The organism is Nocardioides seonyuensis (assembly GCF_004683965.1).
GTDB classification, from domain to species: Bacteria; Actinomycetota; Actinomycetes; order Propionibacteriales; family Nocardioidaceae; genus Nocardioides; species Nocardioides seonyuensis.
Genome location: NZ_CP038436.1, coordinates 2,237,110 through 2,256,727 on the forward strand (window position 1 = coordinate 2,237,110; position 19,618 = coordinate 2,256,727).

The window sequence follows — 19,618 nt, forward strand, 5'->3', positions numbered from 1 at the left end:
ACAGCGCGCAAGACCCCTTGCCTAAACGGTCAGACCATTCTAATCTCAGATCCAAGAGGTAAGTGTCGCTGAAAGGGCCACCCATGAGCGCTGTGCTGAAGACGATCCAGGATCGCTACACGGAGGAGCAGATCGCCTCCTTCTACGACGAAGGGTTCTGGAAGTCGTCCAGTCTCAACGCAGTGGTCCAGTCCCACGCGCTCGAGCGGCCCGACGCACCGTTCATCTTCGACAGCACGACGTCATACACGTACGGCGAGATGGCGGAGGGGGCTGTGCGCCTGGCAGCTGGCCTGAAGCGGACGGGGCTGGAGCGCGGAGACCGAATCGCGGTCCAGCTGCCCAACTGGACGGAGTTCGCGCTGGTCGTCGCAGCAGCTTCGCGCATCGGCGTGATCGTCGTTCCGATCATGCCCATCTACCGCGACGCCGAGGTCAGCTACGTGATCTCCCACTCCGGGGCCGTGATGGCTGTGACTTGCGGCGAGTTCCGCGGCTTCGACTACGTGGCGATGTTCGATCGTCTTCGCCCCGAGTGCCCCGAGCTGGGCCAGGTCTTCGTGGCCCGCGCCGACGCGGGCCTCGCCCCGGCACTCGGCAAGCCCCTCGACGGGCTCCGGGTCGAGGGCGACCTCACCGATCTCGAGGCGGAGATCGGACCGGACAGCTCGCCCGACGATGCCTTCCTGATCGTGTACACCTCGGGCACCACGTCGCGACCGAAGGGTTGCTTCCACACGTTCAACACCGTACGGGCGAGCGCCGAGGCCATCGCGCACAGCCTCGACTACGGTCCGAGTGACGTGCAGTTCGGCCCCTCGCCGGTGGGCCACGGCACGGGGCTGATCACCAGCTTCGCTCTTCCGCTGGTGACCGGCGCGTCGTCGTACCTGATGGAGGTGTGGGAGCCCGAGGAGGCTTTGCGTCGAATCCAGCAGTACGGCTGCACCACGGCGGTAACGGCAACGGCCTTCCTCCAGATGCTCATGACGGCCTTCGACCCTGCTAAGCACGACGCGAGCTCGCTGCGCCGATGGGTCTGCGCGGGCGCGCCCATTCCCAGCGTGGTGGTCGAAAAATCTCGCCAGATCTTCTCGGGGTGCCAGACCCTCAGCCTCTACGGGCGCACGGAGAACTACCTGACGACGATGTGCACCGTGCGCGACGAGCCCGAGCGTTCGGTGAACTCAGACGGCTCAGCTCTCCGGGGTGCCGAGGTGAAGATCGTCGACGAGCGAGGGCAGGAAGTGCCGCGCGGCGAGGAGGGCGACATCGCCTACCGCGGCCCCAGCCACATGATCGAGTACTTCCGGGACGACGTCGAGACCAAGGCATTGTTCACGCCTGACGGCTTCTCCAAGTCTGGTGACCTCGGCCGGATGGACGAGGACGGTTACGTCCGAGTGACCGGCAGGCTCAAGGACATCGTGATCCGGGGCGGGATGAACATCAGCGCGCGCGAGATCGAGGAGCACCTCCTGCGCATGCCCGGGGTCAGCAACGTCGCGGTGGTCGGAATGCCGGACGAGCGCCTGGGGGAGAAGGTGTGTGCATACATCGTTTCCGAAGACCCCGACAACCCGCCCACGTTGGAGGAGGTGATCGCCCACCTCAAGGAGCACAAGGTCGCCACCCAGAAGCTGCCGGAGCGGCTCGAGGTCGTCTCGGAGTTCCCTGTGACGGCCACTGGCAAGATCCAGAAGCACGTGCTGCGGGCCGACATCGCGGAGAAGGTCTCATGACGCAGGAGCAGAGCAACAGGAACGACTCGACCGCCCTCGAGGCGCACATCGGAGAGTTGAACCGGTGGCTGACGCTCGAGATGCAGCTGTCCGCCGTCGCCGCCCACGGAGGGGGCATCGCCGGACTGGTGCGCCACGCGTCCTCGTTGAGCCCCAACCCGCTCTGGGTGCTCGACTCCCGGCACCGCGTGGTCGCTCGGTCGTATCAGGCCCGAGGGTCGGACTTCCGTCAGCCCGAGCTCCATCGGCTGCTGGAGAGCAGGCCCACGAGCCTCGCGGCGACCGAACCGACCCTCGTGCCTGTCCAGCCAGCCCTGGGCATCGCGCGTCGCCACCTGCTGATCCCCGTGTCCCGGGACGACCACATGTTTGCGTGGCTGGTGGTCGCCGAGGTCTCCGCACGTTTCGGGCGTGAGGACGCCCGCTTTGCTGCGAGGCTGGCATTCCACCTAGCCAGTGAGTACTCGGCGCAGCGTCGGGTTGCGCAGGCATCCTGGAATGCCCGCTCGACCCTGGCGCGTCAGCTCGTTCGCGGCACGACCAGCGTGGCGGACCTGATGGTCGCCGCCGACTACCTGGGCGTGCAGCCACGAGCTGACCGCGTCGTCGTCTACGTCTCCGAGGCGTCGGGCTCCGAACCCCATGACGAAGAGGCCTTGTCCGAGAGCGTCGCTGCTGAGCTGGGCGTCGAGGTGCTCCCCACCCGTGGCAGTGAGGGCGTGATCCTGCTCGTCGAGGTCCCGGAGGAGGCGCCAGGCGCCGCGTTCGTCCAGTCGGTCAAGCACGCAATGACCGCGGTCATGACGGAGCTCGGTGAGCCAGAGGTCGCGGTGGGCGTGTCGGGCGTCAGTCGCATGGGCGCGCTGGAACGCGCCTACCGAGAGACCCGGGAGGTGATCCATTGCATCGATCGGTTCTCCCGTCCGGGCTGCAAGGTGGTCTCTGTCAACGACCTGGGTCCAGCCAGGCTCTTCGTGGCGAACAGTGACCTCGGCGCGGTTCGGCACTATGTCCAGGACGTGCTCGGTGCCCTCCTGACCGGGCTGCCGGGCACCCCCGATCTCCTTCGCACCCTGCAGTGCTTCTTCGACACCGGCCACAGCGTCCGTGAATCAGCTGCCCTGCTGGGCATCCACGAGAACACCGTGCGCCTCCGCCTGGCGAAGATCCACGAGCTCACCGGCCTGGATGTCGCATCGGACGCAAATGACCAGCTCAGCGCGCAGACCGCGCTCCTCGTGCTGCGGCTCGAGGGGCATCCTGCCATTCCCGCGTTCGGTGAGCACCAGCCGATGGTGCAGAAGGTGGCGGCGAAGAAGGACACTGCGTGAGAGCGCTCGTCATCCCGGAGAAGATCGGACCCGACCAAGCGACCCTCCGAGACGGCGTCCCAGAGCCAGAAGGCGCGCATCCATGGGCTGACGGCGAGCGCCTGCTCGTCGAGGTGCGAGCAGCGGCTGTGGCATTTCCAGACGTGCTGCAGAGCCGTGGCGAGTACCAGCATGGCACCGAGGCGCCGTACGTGACCGGGGGCGAGTACGCCGGCGTTGTGCTCGAGGCGCCGTCGTCGTCGCGGTTCCGCGCGGGTGATCGCATCGCGGGACTGAGCGTCTGGGGAGCCGTGGCTGAGCGCGCGCTAGGCATCCCCCGTTATGCCGTGCGGATCCCAGACGAGATGTCCTGGACGGCGGGCGCGGCCTTCTTCCTCAACTATGCGACCGCCGCCTTCGCGCTGCGTCGCGCCGGGTTCGTGGAGGCGGAGTCAGTCCTCGTCCACGGGGCCTCCGGCGGTGTGGGGACGGCGACGCTGGACCTGCTGCGGGGACGTGCTGGCCGGCTTGTCGCAGTCGTCTCGTCGGACGCCAAGGCCGCCGTCGCCCGTGACTGTGGCGCCGACGAGGTGCTCTTCACCGATCAGGAGTGGTCGCGCCAGGTGCGTGAGCTCACCGGCCACGGTGTCGACGTGGTAATCGATCCGGTGGGCGGTGACAGGTTCACGGACTCGTTGCGCGCGCTCGATGTCGGTGGCCGGCTGATGGTTGTCGGCTTCGCCGCAGGCGGCATCCCCGAGGTCCGGGTGAACCGGCTGCTGCTGCGCATCCTCAGTGTCATGGGCGTGGCCCTGGAGCCGTGGGTCCAACGCCACCCCGACTACGGACCCGAGCTCATCGACCAGCTCGAGTCGCTTGCCCAGGAGAGGCGGGTCCGGCCGTGGATCGGGACGACGCTGCGGTTCGGCCAGGCCGAGCAGGCTCTGACGACCCTTGCCAGTAGGGAAGCCCTCGGCAAGGTGGTCGTCGAGCTGTGAGGGCCTAGAGCAGGAGCGTGCCGCCGTCGACCGGGAGCCCGACCCCGGTGATGTAGGCAGAGGCGTCGCTCGCCAGGAACACGGCCGTGCTGGCGATCTCGACCGGGTCCCCCAGACGCCCTGAAGGAATGCGTGCGTCGATGATCTTGCGCTGGTAGTTGGGGCTGTAGTTCGCAGTGGCCTCGGTGAGGAAGATGCCGGGCATGATGGCGTTGACCCGGATGCCGCGTGCGCCCCACTGCGCGGCGAGGTCCCGGGTCATCCCCAGCACTCCAGCCTTCGCAGAACTGTATCCGGCGGCGGGCATCTTCGCCGTCGTCACAGCCATGACACTGGAGAGGTTCACCACCGCGCTCCCGGGAGGCATGACCCTGCCGGCCGCCTGGGCCATCCAGTACGAGCCGAACAGGTTGACGTCGACGACCTGGCGGAAGTGCTCGGGCGGGTCCTCGGTTGCGGGGTTGTAGTCCCCGCCGATCCCTGCGTTGTTGACCAGGATGTCGCAACCGCCGAGCTCGGCCACGGCGGTGGCGACGAAGCGGTCGCAATCCTCGACCTTCGTCACGTCGGTCTCGACGGCGACACACCGGCGTCCGAGGGCCTCGACGAGGCCCTTCGTCTCCTTCAGCATGTCGAGGCGTCGGGCGCCGATCGCGACGTCCGCGCCCGCAGCCGCCATGCCCTGTGCGATGGCCACGCCGAGACCGCTCGAGGCGCCCGTGATGACAGCCACCTTGCCGTCGAGGCGGAAGCGGTCTCGCCAGACTGTCTCGTCGTAGAGGTCTGCGTCGGCATTGGTCATGCTCCGGTTCTACACCCGTGCGACACCACATCGGACACAGCCCGGAGGCCGGCGCTGTGGGCTTCTCCAGCATCTTAGGGAGGGTGCCTTGTTCCAACCGCTGTCAGCGAGAACAGTTGGCGCGTGCACACCATCGGACCTGACGAAGTAGTCGAACGAGCGACAACGGCCATGCGGCGCGTGTCCGCTCACGCCGAAGTGACCGAGCTGGGGCAGCTCGAGGGCGGGGTGTCGAGCCTCACCTACTCCTGCTTGGTGGCCGACTCCTTGGGCGAGCGACAGGTGGTGCTCAAGATCGCCCCGCCGGGACTTGCGCCGGTCCACCATCGAGACGTGTTGCGTCAGGCTCGCGTGTTGCGACTCCTCGCGGGCCTTCCCGGGTTTCCGGTCCCCGGGGTTGTTTTCGAGGACGGAGGTGACCCACCGGACGTGCCCCCGATGTTCGGCATGGAGCTCCGCGCCGGGGACGCCTACGAGCCGGGGCTGGACATGTCCGCGAACCCACCCGCACCCGACGTGGCAGCCGAGCGGATGCTCGCGGCGGCCCGGGCTCTCGGGGTCCTCCAGACGCGGACCCCCGATGAGCTGGGGGTCGGGGAGGAGCCGGTCTCCGCGGTGCAGGACGAGCTCGACAGGTGGGAGCGGCTGTTCTCCACCGTCGACGCGGACATCGCACCCGGGCATCAGGACCTGTATCGACGCCTGTCCGAGCGGGTCCCTCGCGGGATCGAGCCGCGAATGCTCCATGGGGACTACCGGCTGGCGAACATGCTGTTCGTCGGCCGCGACCTCGAGGCAGTCATCGACTGGGAGATCTGGTCGGTGGGGGACCCGCGCTTCGACCTGGCCTGGCTGCTCATGCACCTCAACCCCAGGCATGTCTTCCACGAGGACCGCTCCGATGCAGACGTGGCCGCCTGCTCCGCCCTGCCCTCGGCGCAGGCGATCATCGACGAGTACGTCTCGACCCGGCGCGGCCTCGGTGCGGACGAGGGCCACATCGAGGCGGTCACGACGGGTCTGGAGTGGTTCGTCGGGGTCGGCTTCTACAAGGTGGCCTCGACCATCGCCGCGATCTACAAGCGTGAGCGCAAGCTGCCTCAACCCACTCCCAAGCTGGAGGTGGCCGCCCGGCATCTCCCGGGGGTGCTCGAGGCGGGACACTCGGTCCTCGACACCGTGTGAGAGCGGCCGACGCAGGGTTCCCCTGTAGTCGGCCGCCCTCCTCAGCGGATCTCGACGACGACCTTGCCCACTGCAGTGCGTTTCTCGAGTGCGGAGAGTGCCTCGCCGGCTCGATCCATGGGGTAGACCGCACCGATGCTGGGCCTGAGCTGGCCCTCGTCGAGCAGCGCCTGCACGCCCAGGCGGACGCGCTCGAGCGTGCCTGGGTGCTCGGTCTCCATCACGTCCATGGTGATGCCGGTCAGCGTGAGGTTGCGCAGCAGGAGTCGGTTCACCTTCACGGTCGGGATCGTTCCACCGGTGAAGCCGACGATCACGCCACGTCCTCCGACGCGCAGCGATCGCATGGTGTCGAGGAACTGATCGCCGCCCACCATGTCCACGAAGACCTCGACGCCCCGGCCATCGGTCAGGTCGCGGACCTCGGAGAGCCAGTCTCCGCCCGTCCTCACGACGTGGCTGGCTCCCGACTTCCTTGCTGCAAGGGCCTTCGCCTCGCTCGACACAAGTGCGATCGACCGGTAGCCGAGTGAGCGGCAGAGGTCGAGGGCGCAGGAGCCGACCCCGCCGGAAGCGCCGGTGACGAGGACCGTCTCCCCAGGTTCGGCCCCGGCGCGGTCCAAGGCGTACCAGGCGGTGGAGTAGTTCATGTAGATGCTTGCTCCCTCGACGAAGGACATCGAGTCTGGAAGCCTCACCAGGTAGTCCTCGATGGCGAGTGCCTGGTCGGCCATGGCCCCTTGCCACACGATGCCGCCGACCCGGTCGCCGACAGACACCCAGGAGTCCTCCGGGGCTTCCAGGACGACCCCGGAGAGCTCGGAGCCGCAGATGTACGGCGGCTCCACGCCGCCTTGGTACTTGCCCCACGTCTGCAAGGGGTCGATGAAGGAGAGCCCCACGGCATGCACGTCCACGAGGACGCGTCTCCCGCCCGCCCGGGGGTGGGCTCCTTCAGGGGACGGCACCTCCTTGACGACCGCGGACCCCGGTCCGTTCAACGTGTCGACGACCACGGCGCGCATCAGGCGTCCTTCTCGTAGTAGCAGGTAAAGAGGTGCTCGGCCACGCATGCCGGCTTGTCCTTGCCCTCGATCTCGAAGGTCTCGCGTGTCCTGAACTTGATCCCTTGGTCGACCGGCTCACCGTCGATCAGCTCCATCGTCATCCGGACTCGTGAACCCACCGGGACGGGGAGAAGCCAACGCACCTTGTCGTAGCCGTAGTTCAGCTGCAGAGACGTACCGGTCACCTCGAGGATCTCGTAGAAGAACTTGGGACCGAGCGCCAAGGTGAACAGGCCGTGGGCGATCACGGTGCCCGTGGGGGTCCTGGCTGCCGCCGCGGGATCGACGTGGATCGGGTTCCAGTCCTCGGTCGCGTCCGCGAAGGCCAGAATGCGTTCCTGGGTGACGTCGTGCCACGAACTCGTGCCGATGACCCGGCCGCCCGAGGCTTGCAGCTCGGCGATGCTCAACGAAGTAGTCATGTGGACAGACAAGCCGGTCGCGTGGGGCAGATCCATCTCGTCTGCTCGCCCGTGCTGGAGAATCCCACACCATTCACAGTGCAGCTAGGGGCCGGCCTGGAGCCGGTCGACGTACGGTCCAGGGACCGCCGGGTCCGCTCGTCAAGCGGCCTGCCAAGTTCCCAGGAGGCTCCAAAATGGACTGGTCGATTCCCAAGGACATCACCGAGTTCATCGTCAAGATCGATGACTTCATCGCTGCTGAACTGAAGCCGATCGAGGAGGAGAACCAGGAATTCTTCGACCACCGCCGCGAGTTCAGCCGGACAGACCTCGAGCGGGACGGATTCCCGGCCGCCCGATGGCTGGAGATCCTCGCGGAACTTCGTCGCCGCGCAGACGCTGCGGGTCTGTACCGCTACCCGCTGCCGGCTGCACTGGGCGGCCAGGACGGGTCCAACCTCGCCATGGCAATGATTCGCGAGCACTTGACCTCGCTCGGGCCTGGGCTGCACTTCCCCCACCATGACGAGCACTCGGTGGTGGCGAATCTGCCGATCGCCCTGGTCCTCCTCGAGTACGGCACCCACCTACAGAAGGAGCAGTACCTCGATCGCCATGTCTCCGGAGAGATCGAGATCGCCTTCGGGCTCACGGAACCGGGCCACGGCAGCGACGCGACGTTCATCGAGACGACTGCTCGCAGGGACGGGGACGACTGGATCATCAACGGAGCCAAGCGCTTCAACAGCCTCTCGGACGCCGCGGAGGCTGACCTCGTCTTTGCCCGCACCTCGGGCGAGGACGGAAAGGCAGACGGGATCACGGCGTTCCTGGTCCCGACAGATTCCGAGGGCTTCTCGATCCCGTTCAACCACTGGACCATCAGCATGCCGAGCGACCATCCTGAGGTGCATCTCAAGGACGTTCGCGTTCCTTCGTCGGCTGTCGTGGGTGAGGTGGGGCGTGGGCTCGACTGTGCGCAGCTGTTCATTCACGAGAACCGCACCCGTCAGGCGGCTTCGTCATTGGGCGCCGCTCAGTTCTGCATCAACCAGAGCGTCAAGTACGCACAGGAGCGTGTCGCCTTCGGTAAGCCGCTCGCCCAGCACCAGGGGATTCAGTGGCAACTCGTGGAGCTGCAGACCGAAGCTGAGCTGGTGCGCAACACACTTCACAAGACGGCCGCGATGATGGACGAGAGCGGAAGAACCTCCGTCTCGGACAAGGTCGCGATGGTCAACGTTCGGGGCAACCAGCTCGCGTGTAAAGCCGCAGACCGAGCGATGCAGATTCACGGCGGCATGGGTTACACCCGAGCCCTTCCCTTCGAGCAGATCTATCGCCACCACAGGCGATACCGCATCACCGAGGGTACGGACGAGGTGCAGTTCCGCCGGATTGCTGCGGCGATGTTCGACTTCAAGTCGGCTGGCTGAGGGCTCGGTAGCGCTTGGCAATCACCCAAGACCAGTCTTGCGACTTTGGTCAGACCATTCTATAGTTGCGACTAATTGGTCATTGCCGGTCTCGCTCCGGGCGGTCGGCGCCTCCTACGACGGGAGCAGCGAATGGATCTGCGGGACGCCCCCGACGAAGCGGCTTTCCGCGCCAGGGTTCGTGAGTGGCTGGCGACGACGTTGCCATCGCTTCCCTGGCCGGAGCCGCACGGGCTCGAGGAAAAGGTTCCGTTCTGGCGAGAGTGGCAGCGGCAGCTCCACGACGCGGGCCTGGCCGGACTCACCTGGCCGAAGGAGTACGGCGGTCAAGGGCTGGACGAGCGGATGCGCGCGATCTTCAGCGAGGAGTGCGACCGCTCCGGAGCCCCAGAGCGCCTGAACATCATCGGCGAGGACTTCTGCGGCCCCACCATCGCGCACTACGGCACGCCGGAGCAGAAGGAGCGCCTGCTGACCCCCATCCTCACCGGCGAGGAGATCTGGTGCCAGCTCTTCTCCGAACCGGAGGCCGGCTCCGACCTGGCGAGCCTGCGCACCAAGGCCACCCGGGTTGAGGGAGGGTGGCGCATCAACGGGCAGAAGATGTGGACCAGTCGCGCCCAGATCGCGGCACACGCCATCCTGCTCGCGCGGACCGGCGGCACCGACCCCGACAAGCAGCGGCACAAGGGCATCACGTTCTTCCTGCTCCCGATGGACAGTGACGGCATCACGGTCAAGCCCCTGCGGCACATGCTGGGGGAGGCGGAGTTCAACGAGGTGTTCCTCGACGACGTCTTCATCCCGGACGAGCTCGTGGTGGGCGAGGTCGACCAGGGCTGGCAGGTCGCTATGGGCACTCTGGCCTTCGAGCGCGTCGCGATCGCGACGGGCCGTGTCAACACGAGCAAGGCGGTCGCCGACATCATCGATGACGTCCGCGGAATGACGGACTCCGCGGGCGAGCCACTCGGCGCGGACCCCAGGATCAGGCAGACGATCGCGGACCTGTGGTCGCGTGCCCTGATCCACCGGGCCATCGGCCAGCGCGTGATCACGGGCGCGGCCGCCGGCGCTCCTCCCGGTCCCGTCACCTCCATCGGCAAGCTCTACTTCTGTCCACTGGTGGAGAACTTGGCGGACTTCCGGTTGTCCTTCGCGCCGTTGGGCGGTCAGTTCCAGATGGCCGACCACGAGGGTCAGGAAGACGACGTCTCGGCGTGGCTGCGCCTGGCCAACCAGGGCCGCGGTACCGCGATCGCCGGCGGCTCCACCTACATCCAGAGAAACATCGCTGCCGAGCGGCTCCTCGGCATGCCTCGGTCGTGAAGGAGAGCTGAATTGACCTACGTCTGGAACCCCTCGGCGGACTACCTCGAGAACGCCAACGTCCGACGGCTGATGCGTCGTCTGGGGGTGTCCACGATCGAGGAACTGCGCGAGCGCTCGGTCGCCGACATCGGCGCTTTCTGGGGGGAGGTCGTCTCCGACCTGGAGATTCCCTTCCATACCCCGTATCGCTCGGTCGTCGATCTGAGCCGCGGGATCGAGTGGCCGGAGTGGTTCGTCGATGGCGGCCTCAACGCCGCGGAGGCGTGCCTGGGTAAGTGGGCGGCTCGGACGCCGCAGGCGATGGCGGTGGTGCACGAGGACGAGGCCGGTCGGGTCACCCGACTCACCTATGCCGAGCTTGCCGACGAGGTGGCCCGACTTCAAGGGGGCCTGCGCACACTCGGGGTGGGCAAGGGAGACGCGGTCGCGGTCTTCCTGCCGATGATTCCCGAGGCCGTCGTTGCGACCTACGCCGTCGCCGGCCTGGGAGCGATGTTGGTGCCGCTCTTCTCCGGCTTCGCCGCTGCAGCGATCGCCAGTCGGATCCAGGACGCCTCCGCCAAGGCGGTGATCAGTGCCGACGGCACCCTTCGCCGGGGGCGGGCGACGTCGATGCTTCCTGCCCTCCGGGAGGCCCTCACGTCCTGCCCCACCGTGCAAGCGGTGGTGGTGGTCGACAACGTCGGCACGACCGGCGAGCTCGGGGAGCGAGAGCACGCCTGGACCGACATCATCACCTCCGAGCCGGAGAGGGCGGTCGAACCGACGGCGTCCAGCGACGTTCTCCTGTTGGCCTACACGTCCGGCACGACCGGCAAGCCCAAGGGGGCCGTGCACACGCACGCCGGCTTCGTCACGAAGACCGCCTCTGAGGTCTCCTACGCCTTCGATATCAACGAAGGACGGACCTTCTTCTGGGTGACGGACATGGGCTGGATCATGGGGCCGCTGTCGATCTTCGGAACGCACGGATCTGGCGGAACGCTCCTCCTGTACGAAGGTTCTGTCGACGTGCCGGACACCAACCGGCTGTGGCAGCTCGTCGAGGACCACTCCGTGTCCATGCTGGGCGTCAGTCCGACCCTCATCCGCACTCTCAAGGCAGCCGGTGGCGTGCCTGAACAGGAGCTGGGCAGCGTGCGGACCCTCGGTTCCACAGGTGAGCCGTGGGACCCCGAGTCCTACGAGTGGCTGGCGCGCGACGTGTTCGACGAGCGCGTCCCGGTCATCAACTTCTCCGGCGGAACCGAGGTGGGCGGCTCGTTCCTGTGCCCCTACCCCGTCGAGGCGATCCGGAGCTGCTCGCTCGGTGGGCCGGCTCTGGGGATGGATGTCGATGTCGTCGACGACAATGCCCAACCGGTCCGAGGCCAGATCGGTGAACTGGTGTGCCGCCAGCCCTGGCCCTCCATAACCAGAGGCGTGTGGAACGACGACGCGCGTGGTACGCGCTACCACGAGTCCTACTGGTCAACGTTCGACGGACTGTGGCGCCACGGTGACTTTGCGTTGGTGGACGAGAGCGGCAGCTGGTTCATCCTTGGACGGTCCGACGACGTCATGAATGTCGCGGGGAAGCGAGTCGCCCCGGCCGAGATCGAGTCCATCGTCGCCACCGAGCCCAGCGTGGCCGAGTGCGCTGTGGTGGGCATCCCTGACGCCACCAAGGGCGAGGCGGTGTGGGTCTTCTACGTGCCCAAGGTCTCCGCGTCGGAGGAGGAGGAACTGGAGATCGAGGCTCGGATCAAGTCGCGGGTGGCTGCAGGGGTCGGAAAGCCTTTCACGCCGAGCCGCGTCGTTCGCGCTGACCACCTGCCCAAGACCCGGTCGGCCAAGATCCTTCGGCGGGCGATCCGTGCGGCCGTCCTCGACCAGGACGCCGGCGATCTTTCGGGGGCGGAGAACCCCGAGGCAGTCATCGAGATCCGCGAGCGCTCCCGGGGCTGGCGTGACTGAGAGTCACTCGTCCGAGACGTCGATGGCAGTGCGCTCCTCGACTGCCAGCACGGCCTCGGCGTACTCCTGGACGTGGCGCGACATCCGGCGCACCGCGGCCTCGGGGTCGCCGTCGCGAATCGCGCGCGTCACGCTCTCGTGGGCTGACACGGTCGTCTTCCGGACCGGCGCGTCGACGAACCCCTGGTTGTCGGTGGAGGCGTAGATGGCCCTGGACAGCGCAACCATGAACCCCGTCAGCAGCTCGTTGTGCGAGGCGACAGCCACTGCAACGTGCCAGTCGATGTTGGCCTTGAGGAAGTCGGCCAGCGACCCCTCGGCCGCGATGGCGACGTTCGCCGCGTCGAGAGCCTCGAGGTCTGCAGCTGTCCGGTACTTCGCAGCCAACCGGGCGCACGCCGGTTCTACGGCCTCGCGGGTCTCCAGCAGCGCCGCGAGCCGGACATTGCGGCCGCGGATCAGGAGGTTCACGGTGCTGGCAATCGAGTCCTGTCCCGGACGTTGTACGAAGGCCCCTCCGGTCCTGCCCGTGCGGATCTGCACGAGACCTTGCACCTCTAGGATCCGCAGCGCCTCCCGCACGGTGGTGCGACTCATCTGCGTCTGTGCGACGAGCTCTCGCTCAGGTGGCAGCGGCGTCCCCTCAACGAAGTCGCCGCGCAGGATTCGCTCGCGCAGCTCGTTGGCCAACACGTCCGACGCCTTCGGGACCTGCATGGGGCTCAGCCGAGTGGTTGACCTCAAGGAGTCGGTCTCGACGGATAGGGCATCAGGCATCGATGCCACCTTTCTGGTGCGTGCCACGGAAACGGTCTTACCTAAAGTACCAGTGGAAGGCGGTCGATCTTCGATCCTCCACTGGAGAACTGCACAGATGGAAGGGCATCAGTGATGGAGTGGAAGTTCTCTGAGGAGCAGGTCGACTACCAGAACGTGCTCCGTGGCTGGCTGCAGCAGACGGCCCCCATGGACCAGGTACGGCGCTGGCTCGGCACCGACGACGAGCCAGCGGATCCCGGTGACTTCGAGCGACGTCTCAGTGCGGCCGGCCTGGCCGGGGTCGGCGTCCCGGAGGCGCTGGGAGGGCAAGGTGGCGGAATCATTGAGCTCGCGCTGACGGGCGAGGAGTTCGCGCGAGCAGGGGTTCCATGCAGCGCATGGCTCGCGACGGTGCTCGCCTTGCCCGCACTCGACTCGCGACCGGATCTCGCAGAGCAGGCCCTCGACTCGGCGCCGCTCGCGTGGCTGATCAGCGCCGAGAACATCCCCGATCTGCGCACGGTGGAACTGGCGAACGTCGAGGCTGACGGCCGCCTGAGTGGGAGCTTCACCCGTGCACTCGGCGCGGATCGCGCCGCGCGCCTTCTGGTCGTCGCGGAGGTGGACGGGCGCGCACAGGTGCACGTGGTGGACACGGAGGCTGATGGAGTGCGGGTGGCTCCGCGCCGACTGCTCGACGCTTCACGCTCAGTCGCTGACGTCACGCTTGACGGGGTCAGGTCCCAACCGCTCGACGTGGACGCTGCCCAGTGTCTGGAGAGGGTGGCGGAGATCGCCGCAGTACTGACGGCCGCTGACTCTCTCGGTGCCATGGAGCGCATGCTCGACCTCGCGGTGGAGTACAGCGGGCAGCGCCATCAGTTCGGCAAGCCCATTGGCTCCTTCCAAGCGATCAAGCACGCGGCAGCCTCGATCCTGGTCGAGGTGGAGGCGGGGCGTACGGGGGTCTTCTACGCCGCGGCGTCCGTGGACAGCGCACATGAGGACAGGGCGATGCACGTGGCTGCGATCAAGGCCCAGGTGACGGCGGGGGGCGCCGTGACTGCGGACACCGCGCTGACCATCCACGGAGCGATCGGGTACACGTGGGAGCACGACCTGCACCTGTACTACAAGCGTGCGCGATTGAACGAGCACCTCTTCGGCCCGCCCGCTGAGTGGAATGAACGTTTGGCGAATCGTCTCCACCTCGTCTAGGCAATGGTCCAACCATTTGGTATCGTCATGCCAATTGATTCCAGGGTCCTGTCGCGACCCACACCTGGGAAACGGAGAGTGACTCGTGGACTTCGAGCTCAGCGAGGATCAGCAACTGATCCGCTCGGCTGTCGCTGACCTGGCGGCGCGATTCGACGATCAGTACTGGATGGAGAAGGACGCGTCCCACCAGTTCCCCGAGGAGTTCTACCAAGCCTTCGCGGAGGGCGGCTGGCTCGGAGTCACCACCCCCGAGGAGTATGGCGGCAGTGGCTTCGGGATCACCGAGGCCTCGCTGCTCCTGGAAGAGGTGGCGGCCTCAGGCGCCGGCATGAACGGAGCCAGCTCCATCCACATGTCGATCTTCGGCATGCATCCGGTCATCGTCCACGGCTCAGAGGAGATGAAGAAGGAGAACCTGCCGCGCATCGCGACCGGTGACCTTCACGTCTGCTTCGGAGTCACGGAGCCCGGAGCAGGACTGGACACCACGCGGATCACCACGTTCGCGCGTCGAGACGGCACCGACTACGTCGTCAACGGACGCAAGGTGTGGATCTCCAAGGCACTCGAGTCGGAGAAGATCCTGTTGCTGACCCGGACGAGCAAGTTCGAGGATTCGGCCAAGAAGACCGACGGTCTGACCCTGTTCTTCACCGACCTCGACCGGGCTCACGTGGATATCCGCCCCATCAAGAAAATGGGAAGGAATGCCGTCTCGTCCAACGAGCTGTTCATCGATGACCTCCGCATTCCGGAGGAGCACCGCGTCGGCGAGGAAGGGGAGGGATTCAAGTACATCCTGGACGGGTTGAACCCAGAGCGCTGTTTGGTCGCGGCTGAGGCACTCGGCATCGGCCGCGCCGCGCTCCGTCGCGCTGTCCGCTACGGCATCGAGCGCGAGGTCTTCGACCGACCGATCGGCATGAACCAGGGGATCCAGTTCCCCTTGGCCGACTCCTTGGCCAAGCTCGACGCCGCCGAGCTGATGCTGCGGAAGGCCACGTGGCTCTATGACCGTGGTCTTCCCTGTGGGCGCGAGGCCAACACCGCCAAGTACCTGTGCGCGGAGGCTGGCTTCACCGCCGCCGACCGTGCGCTGCAGACACACGGTGGCATGGGGTATTCCGAGGAGTACCACGTGGCGAGGTACTTCCGGGAGGCCCGGCTCACCCGGATCGCACCGATTAGCCAGGAGATGGTTCTCAACTACCTGGGGTCGCACGTCCTCGGCTTGCCGAGGAGCTACTGATGAGGGTGTTCTCGCTCGAGGGCCGCTCGGCGCTGGTCACTGGCGCGGGCAACGGCATCGGAGCGGCAGTGGCCGAAGCGTTCGCTGCTGCCGGAGCGGCAGTCATGGTCACTGACGTCGACCCGGACGCCGCGGCCGTCGTGGCCTCGCGCATCGTCGAGGCCGGAGGCCGTGCCGAGTCCGCCGCACTTGACGTGCGCGATGCAGCACAGGCGGCCCAGGTGGCCGAGCAGGCAGCGGGTCTCACTGGCCGCACGCTGCACGTGTTGGTCAACAATGCCGGTGCGATCGCGCCGGCCATGTTCCCCAAGATGACGTCGGAACAGTTCAGCTTCGTGGTCGACGTGCACCTGGGTGGCACGTTCACCGTGAGCCAGGCAGCAACGCCGTTCCTGGCTCAGGACGGCACAGGACGGATCCTCAACGTGACATCGGCCGCAGGCTTGGTTGGGACCATCGGCCAGGTCAACTACTCGGCCGCGAAGTCGGGCGTCATCGGGATCACCAAGTCCTTGGCCAAGGAGCTTGCCCGCAACCAGATCACCGTCAATGCCATCGCACCGCTCGCCGCGACCAGCATGACGCAGAACATCCGCAGCAACGAGAAGCTCGCCGCGAAGACTCTCGCGAGAATCCCGCTCGGCCGTTGGGCCGAGCCGGAGGAGATCGCGGCGTCGTTCGTGTTCTTCGCCTCGGACGCGGCGTCGTACATCACTGGGCAGGTCCTGCCTGTAGACGGAGGAACGGTGATCTGATGGTCTTCGCAGGAACCGGTCGCGACGCGTGGATCGTCGAGGCGCTGCGCACCCCGATGGGGCGAGCGCACAGCGAGCGTGGTTGGTTTCGAGACGTACACGCCAACGAGATGCTGGGTTCTGTCTACGCAGCGCTTCTGGACTCAACTGGTCTCGCGCCGCTAGACGTCGAGGACCTCATCGTCGGCTGCACGGCTCCCTTCGGCGAGCAGTCGCGCAACGTTGCGCGCAACGCATGGCTGCAGGCGGGCTATCCGCCCGAGGTGCCCGCGACAGTGCTCGATCGACGTTGCGGCTCGGCCCAAACGGCCGTCGAGATGGGTGCCGCGCTCATCGCCTCGGGCACCCACGACATCGTGGTGGCGGGCGGGGTCGAGAACATGACCCGGGTCCCGATGCACTCGGTCGTCAAGGTCGAGGAGCTCTACGGAGTCGCGTGGCCCCCGGAACTCACCGATCTCTATGACTTCCCGACGATGGGAGAGAGTGCAGAGCGGATCGCTGAGCGCTGGGGAATCTCACGCACGGAGATGGACCAGTTCGCTGTCCGCTCGCACACCCTGGCTACGGCAGCGGTCGAGGCCGGCCGATTCCAGCGCGAGATCATCGCGATGGACCTTGATGGCGAGACCCGGAGCAGCGACCAGGGCATCCGGCCGGGCACGACGCTGGAGACATTGGCAGCTCTCGACCCGGTCTTCCGAGCCGAAAGTGGCCGTATCACCGCAGGAAGCTCGTCCCCGCTGACTGATGGCGCTGCCGGCGTTGTACTGGCATCGGATTCGGCGGTCACGACACACGGCCTGGCAAAGAGGGCGCGCATCCTCGACCAGACCACCGTCGGAGTCGATCCGGAGATCATGCTCACCGGCCCCATCCCGGCCACGCGGAGACTGCTGGAGCGCAACGGGATGACGATCAACGACATCGAACTCATCGAGATCAACGAAGCCTTCAGCTCCGTCGTGCTCGCCTGGGAGCGTGAGCTCGAGGCCGACATGAACAGAGTCAACGTCAATGGGGGTGCGATCGCCCTCGGCCACCCGGTGGGCGCGTCCGGCTCGCGGCTCTTCGCCACGCTCCTCGCGGAGATGGAGCGCCGCGACCTGGAGGTAGGACTCGTCACGATGTGCTGTGGGGGCGGGCTCGGCACCGCCACCTTGGTGCAGCGGGTTTGAAGGCGTGTGCCATGACGATCGACGTTGCTGACTTCCTCGACAGCGGACAAGGTGTCTGGTGGGGTCAGGGTGCTGCCGAGCCCGAGCTCCTGGTCAACCAGGTCCTGGACGCCGTCGACCGAGTGGGACCGATCCGAGCCTTCTCCGGGCTCTCCTGGAACGAGCGGCTCTCCGAATCCATCCCCGACAAGCTGACCGTGATCTCTTACGGTGGACTGGGCCGGTTGAGCCAGCTCAGTCGGCACGGGATCCTCGATGTCCTCCCCTGTCACTACTCGGCCATCCCGCGCCTCTTCGCCAAGGGCCAGCTACCGAACGACCTTGGCCTTGTCCAGGTGTCGCCACCGGACGCCCAAGGTATGGTGACGCTGGGAATCGGTGTCGACTACGTGGCCGACGCCATCGTCCACACCCGGACTCTGGTCGCCGAGGTCAACCACCAGATGCCCACCACCCGGGGAGGACCACGCCTTCCCCTTTCGAGGTTCGCCGCCGTCATAGAGACCGATCGGCCACTACGCGAGGCGCCTGGTCGACCGAGCGATGACGTGGACCGGGCGATCGCCAACAACGTGGCTTCGATCATCGATGACGGCTCCACTGTCCAGGTGGGCGTTGGTGCTCTTCCGGCTGCGGTTCTCGCTGCTCTCTCCGGCCATCGGGCACTCGGCTTCCACAGCGGAATGATCACTGACGGTGTTCTCGACCTCATCGAGGCCGGTGTGATCACCGGGGAGAAGAAGGAGATCGACCCCGGTGTGGTGGTGACCGGTGCGGCGCTGTGCACCAGTGACGGCTATCGACGTCTCACGCACCACCCCCTCGAGTTCCGGGCGGCCAGCTACACCCACGCGCCGGCGGTCCTGTCCCGGCTCGGTTCGCTCGTGTCGGTCAACTCGGCGATCGAGGTGGACCTCCTGGGTCAGGTCGGCGCCGAGCTCGCCCGTGGGGTACACATCGGTGCCGTGGGCGGTCAGGTCGACTTCAGTCGAGCGGCAGCGCTGACCGGTACCCGCTCGATCATTGCGCTGCGCTCCACCGCCGGCAAGGGCGAGCGCACGCACTCGACGATCGTCCCCAGCCTGTACAGCGGGGTCGTCACCACGGCACGCGTCGACGTCGACGCGGTCGTGACTGAGCATGGTGTCGCCATGCTGACCGGTTGCACCGTCGCCGAGCGCGCTCTGCGCCTGGTCGAGGTTGCAGCCCCCGAATACCGGGAGGCGCTCGAACGCAGCCTCTCGGAGAAGGAGGTGTCCTGAGATGGCTGTGTCACCCAACAGCACCCAGGGGGAGAGTCGCCGCGTGCACGTGCGCGAGGTGGGGCCCCGGGACGGGTTCCAGAATGAGCCCGAGACCGTCCCCACAGCGGAGAAGATCCGACTCATCGACGCGCTCGGTCGCGCCGGCTTCAAGCGGATCGAGGTGGCGAGCTTCGTTCGAGCCGATGTGATCCCGCAGTTGGCCGATGGTGTGGAGGTGCTGCACGGAATCAACGTGCCCGAGGACGTCGACCGGATGGTTCTGGTGCCCAACAGCAAGGGCCTGGACAACGCGCTGCGTGAGCGTGCCTACTTCGAGGAGGCGGCGGTGTTCGTCTCTGCGTCGCAGACTCACAACAAGCGCAACATCAACCGCACGGTCGAGGAGACAATGGCCGACGTGCGCACGATGGCGCCACGCATCCTCGCGGAGGACCTCAAGCTCTGCGCCGTCGTTGCCACATCCTTCGGTTGCCCCTTCGAGGGCAAGGTCCAGATGGAGCGGGTCCTCGACCTCGCAGAGCAGTTCGCCGAGGCTGGCGCGACCGAGATCGGGTTCGGGGACACCACCGGGATGTGCAACCCGGCCTATGCATCCCGGTTCTTCGCCGCTGCCCTGGAGCGCCTTCCGGGCGTCGAGGTGACGGCGCACTTCCACAACACCCGGGGCCAGGGGCTGGCCAACGCCTACGCCGCACTCGAGGCGGGCTGCACCAGCTTCGAGTCCAGCTTCGGCGAGCTGGGCGGCTGTCCTGTGCCGGCCGGCTCCACCGGCAACATCGCCACTGAGGACCTCGTGTCCATGTTCGAGGAGATGGGCGTCGACACTGGCCTGGATCTCGGCAAGGTCATCGAGGCCGCCCGTGAGGCCCAGGCGACCCTGGGCCGCAAGCTCACCAGCCACTCGATCGTAGCCGGCCCGGTCATCTGGGCACCCAGCGTCTGAGTCAACGAACTCCAGG

At 66.8% G+C, this 19,618-nt stretch carries 17 protein-coding genes; 13 read left to right on the plus strand and 4 right to left on the minus strand.

Translation table 11 applies throughout. The features are described 5' to 3' along the window. Positions 1-83: 83 nt before the first annotated feature. Genes EXE58_RS10890 through EXE58_RS10900 form a run of 3 tightly spaced genes read left to right on the plus strand, consistent with a single transcriptional unit; the run spans position 84 to position 4,050 of the window. Positions 84-1,742: an AMP-binding protein gene (locus EXE58_RS10890; RefSeq protein ID WP_135267908.1), complete on the plus strand. Its 1,659-nt coding sequence runs from the start codon at positions 84-86 to the stop codon at positions 1,740-1,742. Further along, positions 1,739-3,073: a PucR family transcriptional regulator gene (locus tag EXE58_RS10895; protein WP_135267909.1), complete on the plus strand. Its 1,335-nt coding sequence runs from the start codon at positions 1,739-1,741 to the stop codon at positions 3,071-3,073. Before EXE58_RS10890 ends, EXE58_RS10895 begins: the two co-directional genes overlap by 4 nt. Continuing rightward, positions 3,070-4,050 (plus strand): NADPH:quinone oxidoreductase family protein, encoded by a 981-nt coding sequence (locus tag EXE58_RS10900; RefSeq protein ID WP_135267910.1) that lies wholly within the window; start codon positions 3,070-3,072, stop codon positions 4,048-4,050. The genes EXE58_RS10895 and EXE58_RS10900 overlap by 4 nt, the downstream gene beginning before the upstream one ends. A 4-nt stretch (positions 4,051-4,054) precedes the next feature. Here EXE58_RS10900 and EXE58_RS10905 read toward each other — a convergent pair whose 3' ends face one another. Then, on the minus strand, positions 4,055-4,852 hold the full coding sequence (locus EXE58_RS10905; RefSeq protein WP_135267911.1) for an SDR family NAD(P)-dependent oxidoreductase: 798 nt from the start codon (positions 4,850-4,852) through the stop codon (positions 4,055-4,057). Between the two features lie 171 nt (positions 4,853-5,023). Here EXE58_RS10905 and EXE58_RS10910 point away from each other — a divergent pair, with 171 nt between their 5' ends. Further along, positions 5,024-6,037 carry a phosphotransferase family protein gene (locus tag EXE58_RS10910; protein ID WP_135267912.1) on the plus strand — a complete coding sequence of 338 codons (1,014 nt, stop codon included), beginning with the start codon at positions 5,024-5,026 and terminating at the stop codon, positions 6,035-6,037. Positions 6,038-6,078: 41 nt separating this feature from the next. Here the strand turns inward: EXE58_RS10910 and EXE58_RS10915 are convergent, their stop codons facing one another. Further along, on the minus strand, positions 6,079-7,062 hold the full coding sequence (locus tag EXE58_RS10915) for an NADPH:quinone oxidoreductase family protein (RefSeq protein WP_135267913.1): 984 nt from the start codon (positions 7,060-7,062) through the stop codon (positions 6,079-6,081). Next, entirely contained in the window at positions 7,062-7,526 is a 465-nt protein-coding gene (locus EXE58_RS10920; RefSeq protein WP_135267914.1) for a MaoC family dehydratase, read from the minus strand. The genes EXE58_RS10915 and EXE58_RS10920 overlap by 1 nt, the downstream gene beginning before the upstream one ends. A gap of 176 nt (positions 7,527-7,702) precedes the next feature. On the opposite strand from EXE58_RS10920, the gene EXE58_RS10925 reads away from it, so the two are divergent. The 3 genes from EXE58_RS10925 (at position 7,703) to EXE58_RS10935 (ending at position 12,232) form a co-directional block, all read left to right on the plus strand. Continuing rightward, positions 7,703-8,944 (plus strand): acyl-CoA dehydrogenase family protein, encoded by a 1,242-nt coding sequence (locus EXE58_RS10925; protein WP_135267915.1) that lies wholly within the window; start codon positions 7,703-7,705, stop codon positions 8,942-8,944. 132 nt (positions 8,945-9,076) lie between these two features. Further along, a complete protein-coding gene (locus EXE58_RS10930; protein ID WP_135267916.1) occupies positions 9,077-10,273 on the plus strand; it encodes an acyl-CoA dehydrogenase family protein in 1,197 nt (398 codons plus the stop codon). A 12-nt stretch (positions 10,274-10,285) separates the two neighbouring features. Further along, positions 10,286-12,232 carry an AMP-binding protein gene (locus tag EXE58_RS10935; RefSeq protein ID WP_208543977.1) on the plus strand — a complete coding sequence of 649 codons (1,947 nt, stop codon included), beginning with the start codon at positions 10,286-10,288 and terminating at the stop codon, positions 12,230-12,232. 3 nt (positions 12,233-12,235) lie between these two features. Here EXE58_RS10935 and EXE58_RS10940 read toward each other — a convergent pair whose 3' ends face one another. After that, entirely contained in the window at positions 12,236-12,949 is a 714-nt protein-coding gene (locus tag EXE58_RS10940; protein ID WP_208543978.1) for a FadR/GntR family transcriptional regulator, read from the minus strand. Positions 12,950-13,123: 174 nt separating this feature from the next. On the opposite strand from EXE58_RS10940, the gene EXE58_RS10945 reads away from it, so the two are divergent. The 6 genes from EXE58_RS10945 to EXE58_RS10970 all read left to right on the plus strand — a co-directional run bounded on the left by EXE58_RS10945 (position 13,124) and on the right by EXE58_RS10970 (position 19,602). Next, positions 13,124-14,209 carry an acyl-CoA dehydrogenase family protein gene (locus EXE58_RS10945; RefSeq protein WP_135267918.1) on the plus strand — a complete coding sequence of 362 codons (1,086 nt, stop codon included), beginning with the start codon at positions 13,124-13,126 and terminating at the stop codon, positions 14,207-14,209. A gap of 85 nt (positions 14,210-14,294) precedes the next feature. Continuing rightward, a complete protein-coding gene (locus EXE58_RS10950; RefSeq protein WP_135267919.1) occupies positions 14,295-15,461 on the plus strand; it encodes an acyl-CoA dehydrogenase family protein in 1,167 nt (388 codons plus the stop codon). 5 nt (positions 15,462-15,466) lie between these two features. Continuing rightward, the gene (locus EXE58_RS10955; protein ID WP_135267920.1) at positions 15,467-16,216 is read left to right on the plus strand and encodes an SDR family NAD(P)-dependent oxidoreductase; all 750 of its coding nucleotides are present in this window, start codon (positions 15,467-15,469) and stop codon (positions 16,214-16,216) included. Next, complete coding sequence (locus EXE58_RS10960; RefSeq protein ID WP_135267921.1) at positions 16,216-17,394, plus strand: thiolase family protein; 1,179 nt, start codon at positions 16,216-16,218, stop codon at positions 17,392-17,394. Before EXE58_RS10955 ends, EXE58_RS10960 begins: the two co-directional genes overlap by 1 nt. Before the next feature lie 11 nt (positions 17,395-17,405). Further along, positions 17,406-18,656 (plus strand): acetyl-CoA hydrolase/transferase family protein, encoded by a 1,251-nt coding sequence (locus EXE58_RS10965; protein WP_135267922.1) that lies wholly within the window; start codon positions 17,406-17,408, stop codon positions 18,654-18,656. A 1-nt stretch (position 18,657) separates the two neighbouring features. After that, a complete protein-coding gene (locus EXE58_RS10970) occupies positions 18,658-19,602 on the plus strand; it encodes a hydroxymethylglutaryl-CoA lyase (protein WP_135267923.1) in 945 nt (314 codons plus the stop codon). Positions 19,603-19,618: the final 16 nt, after the last annotated feature.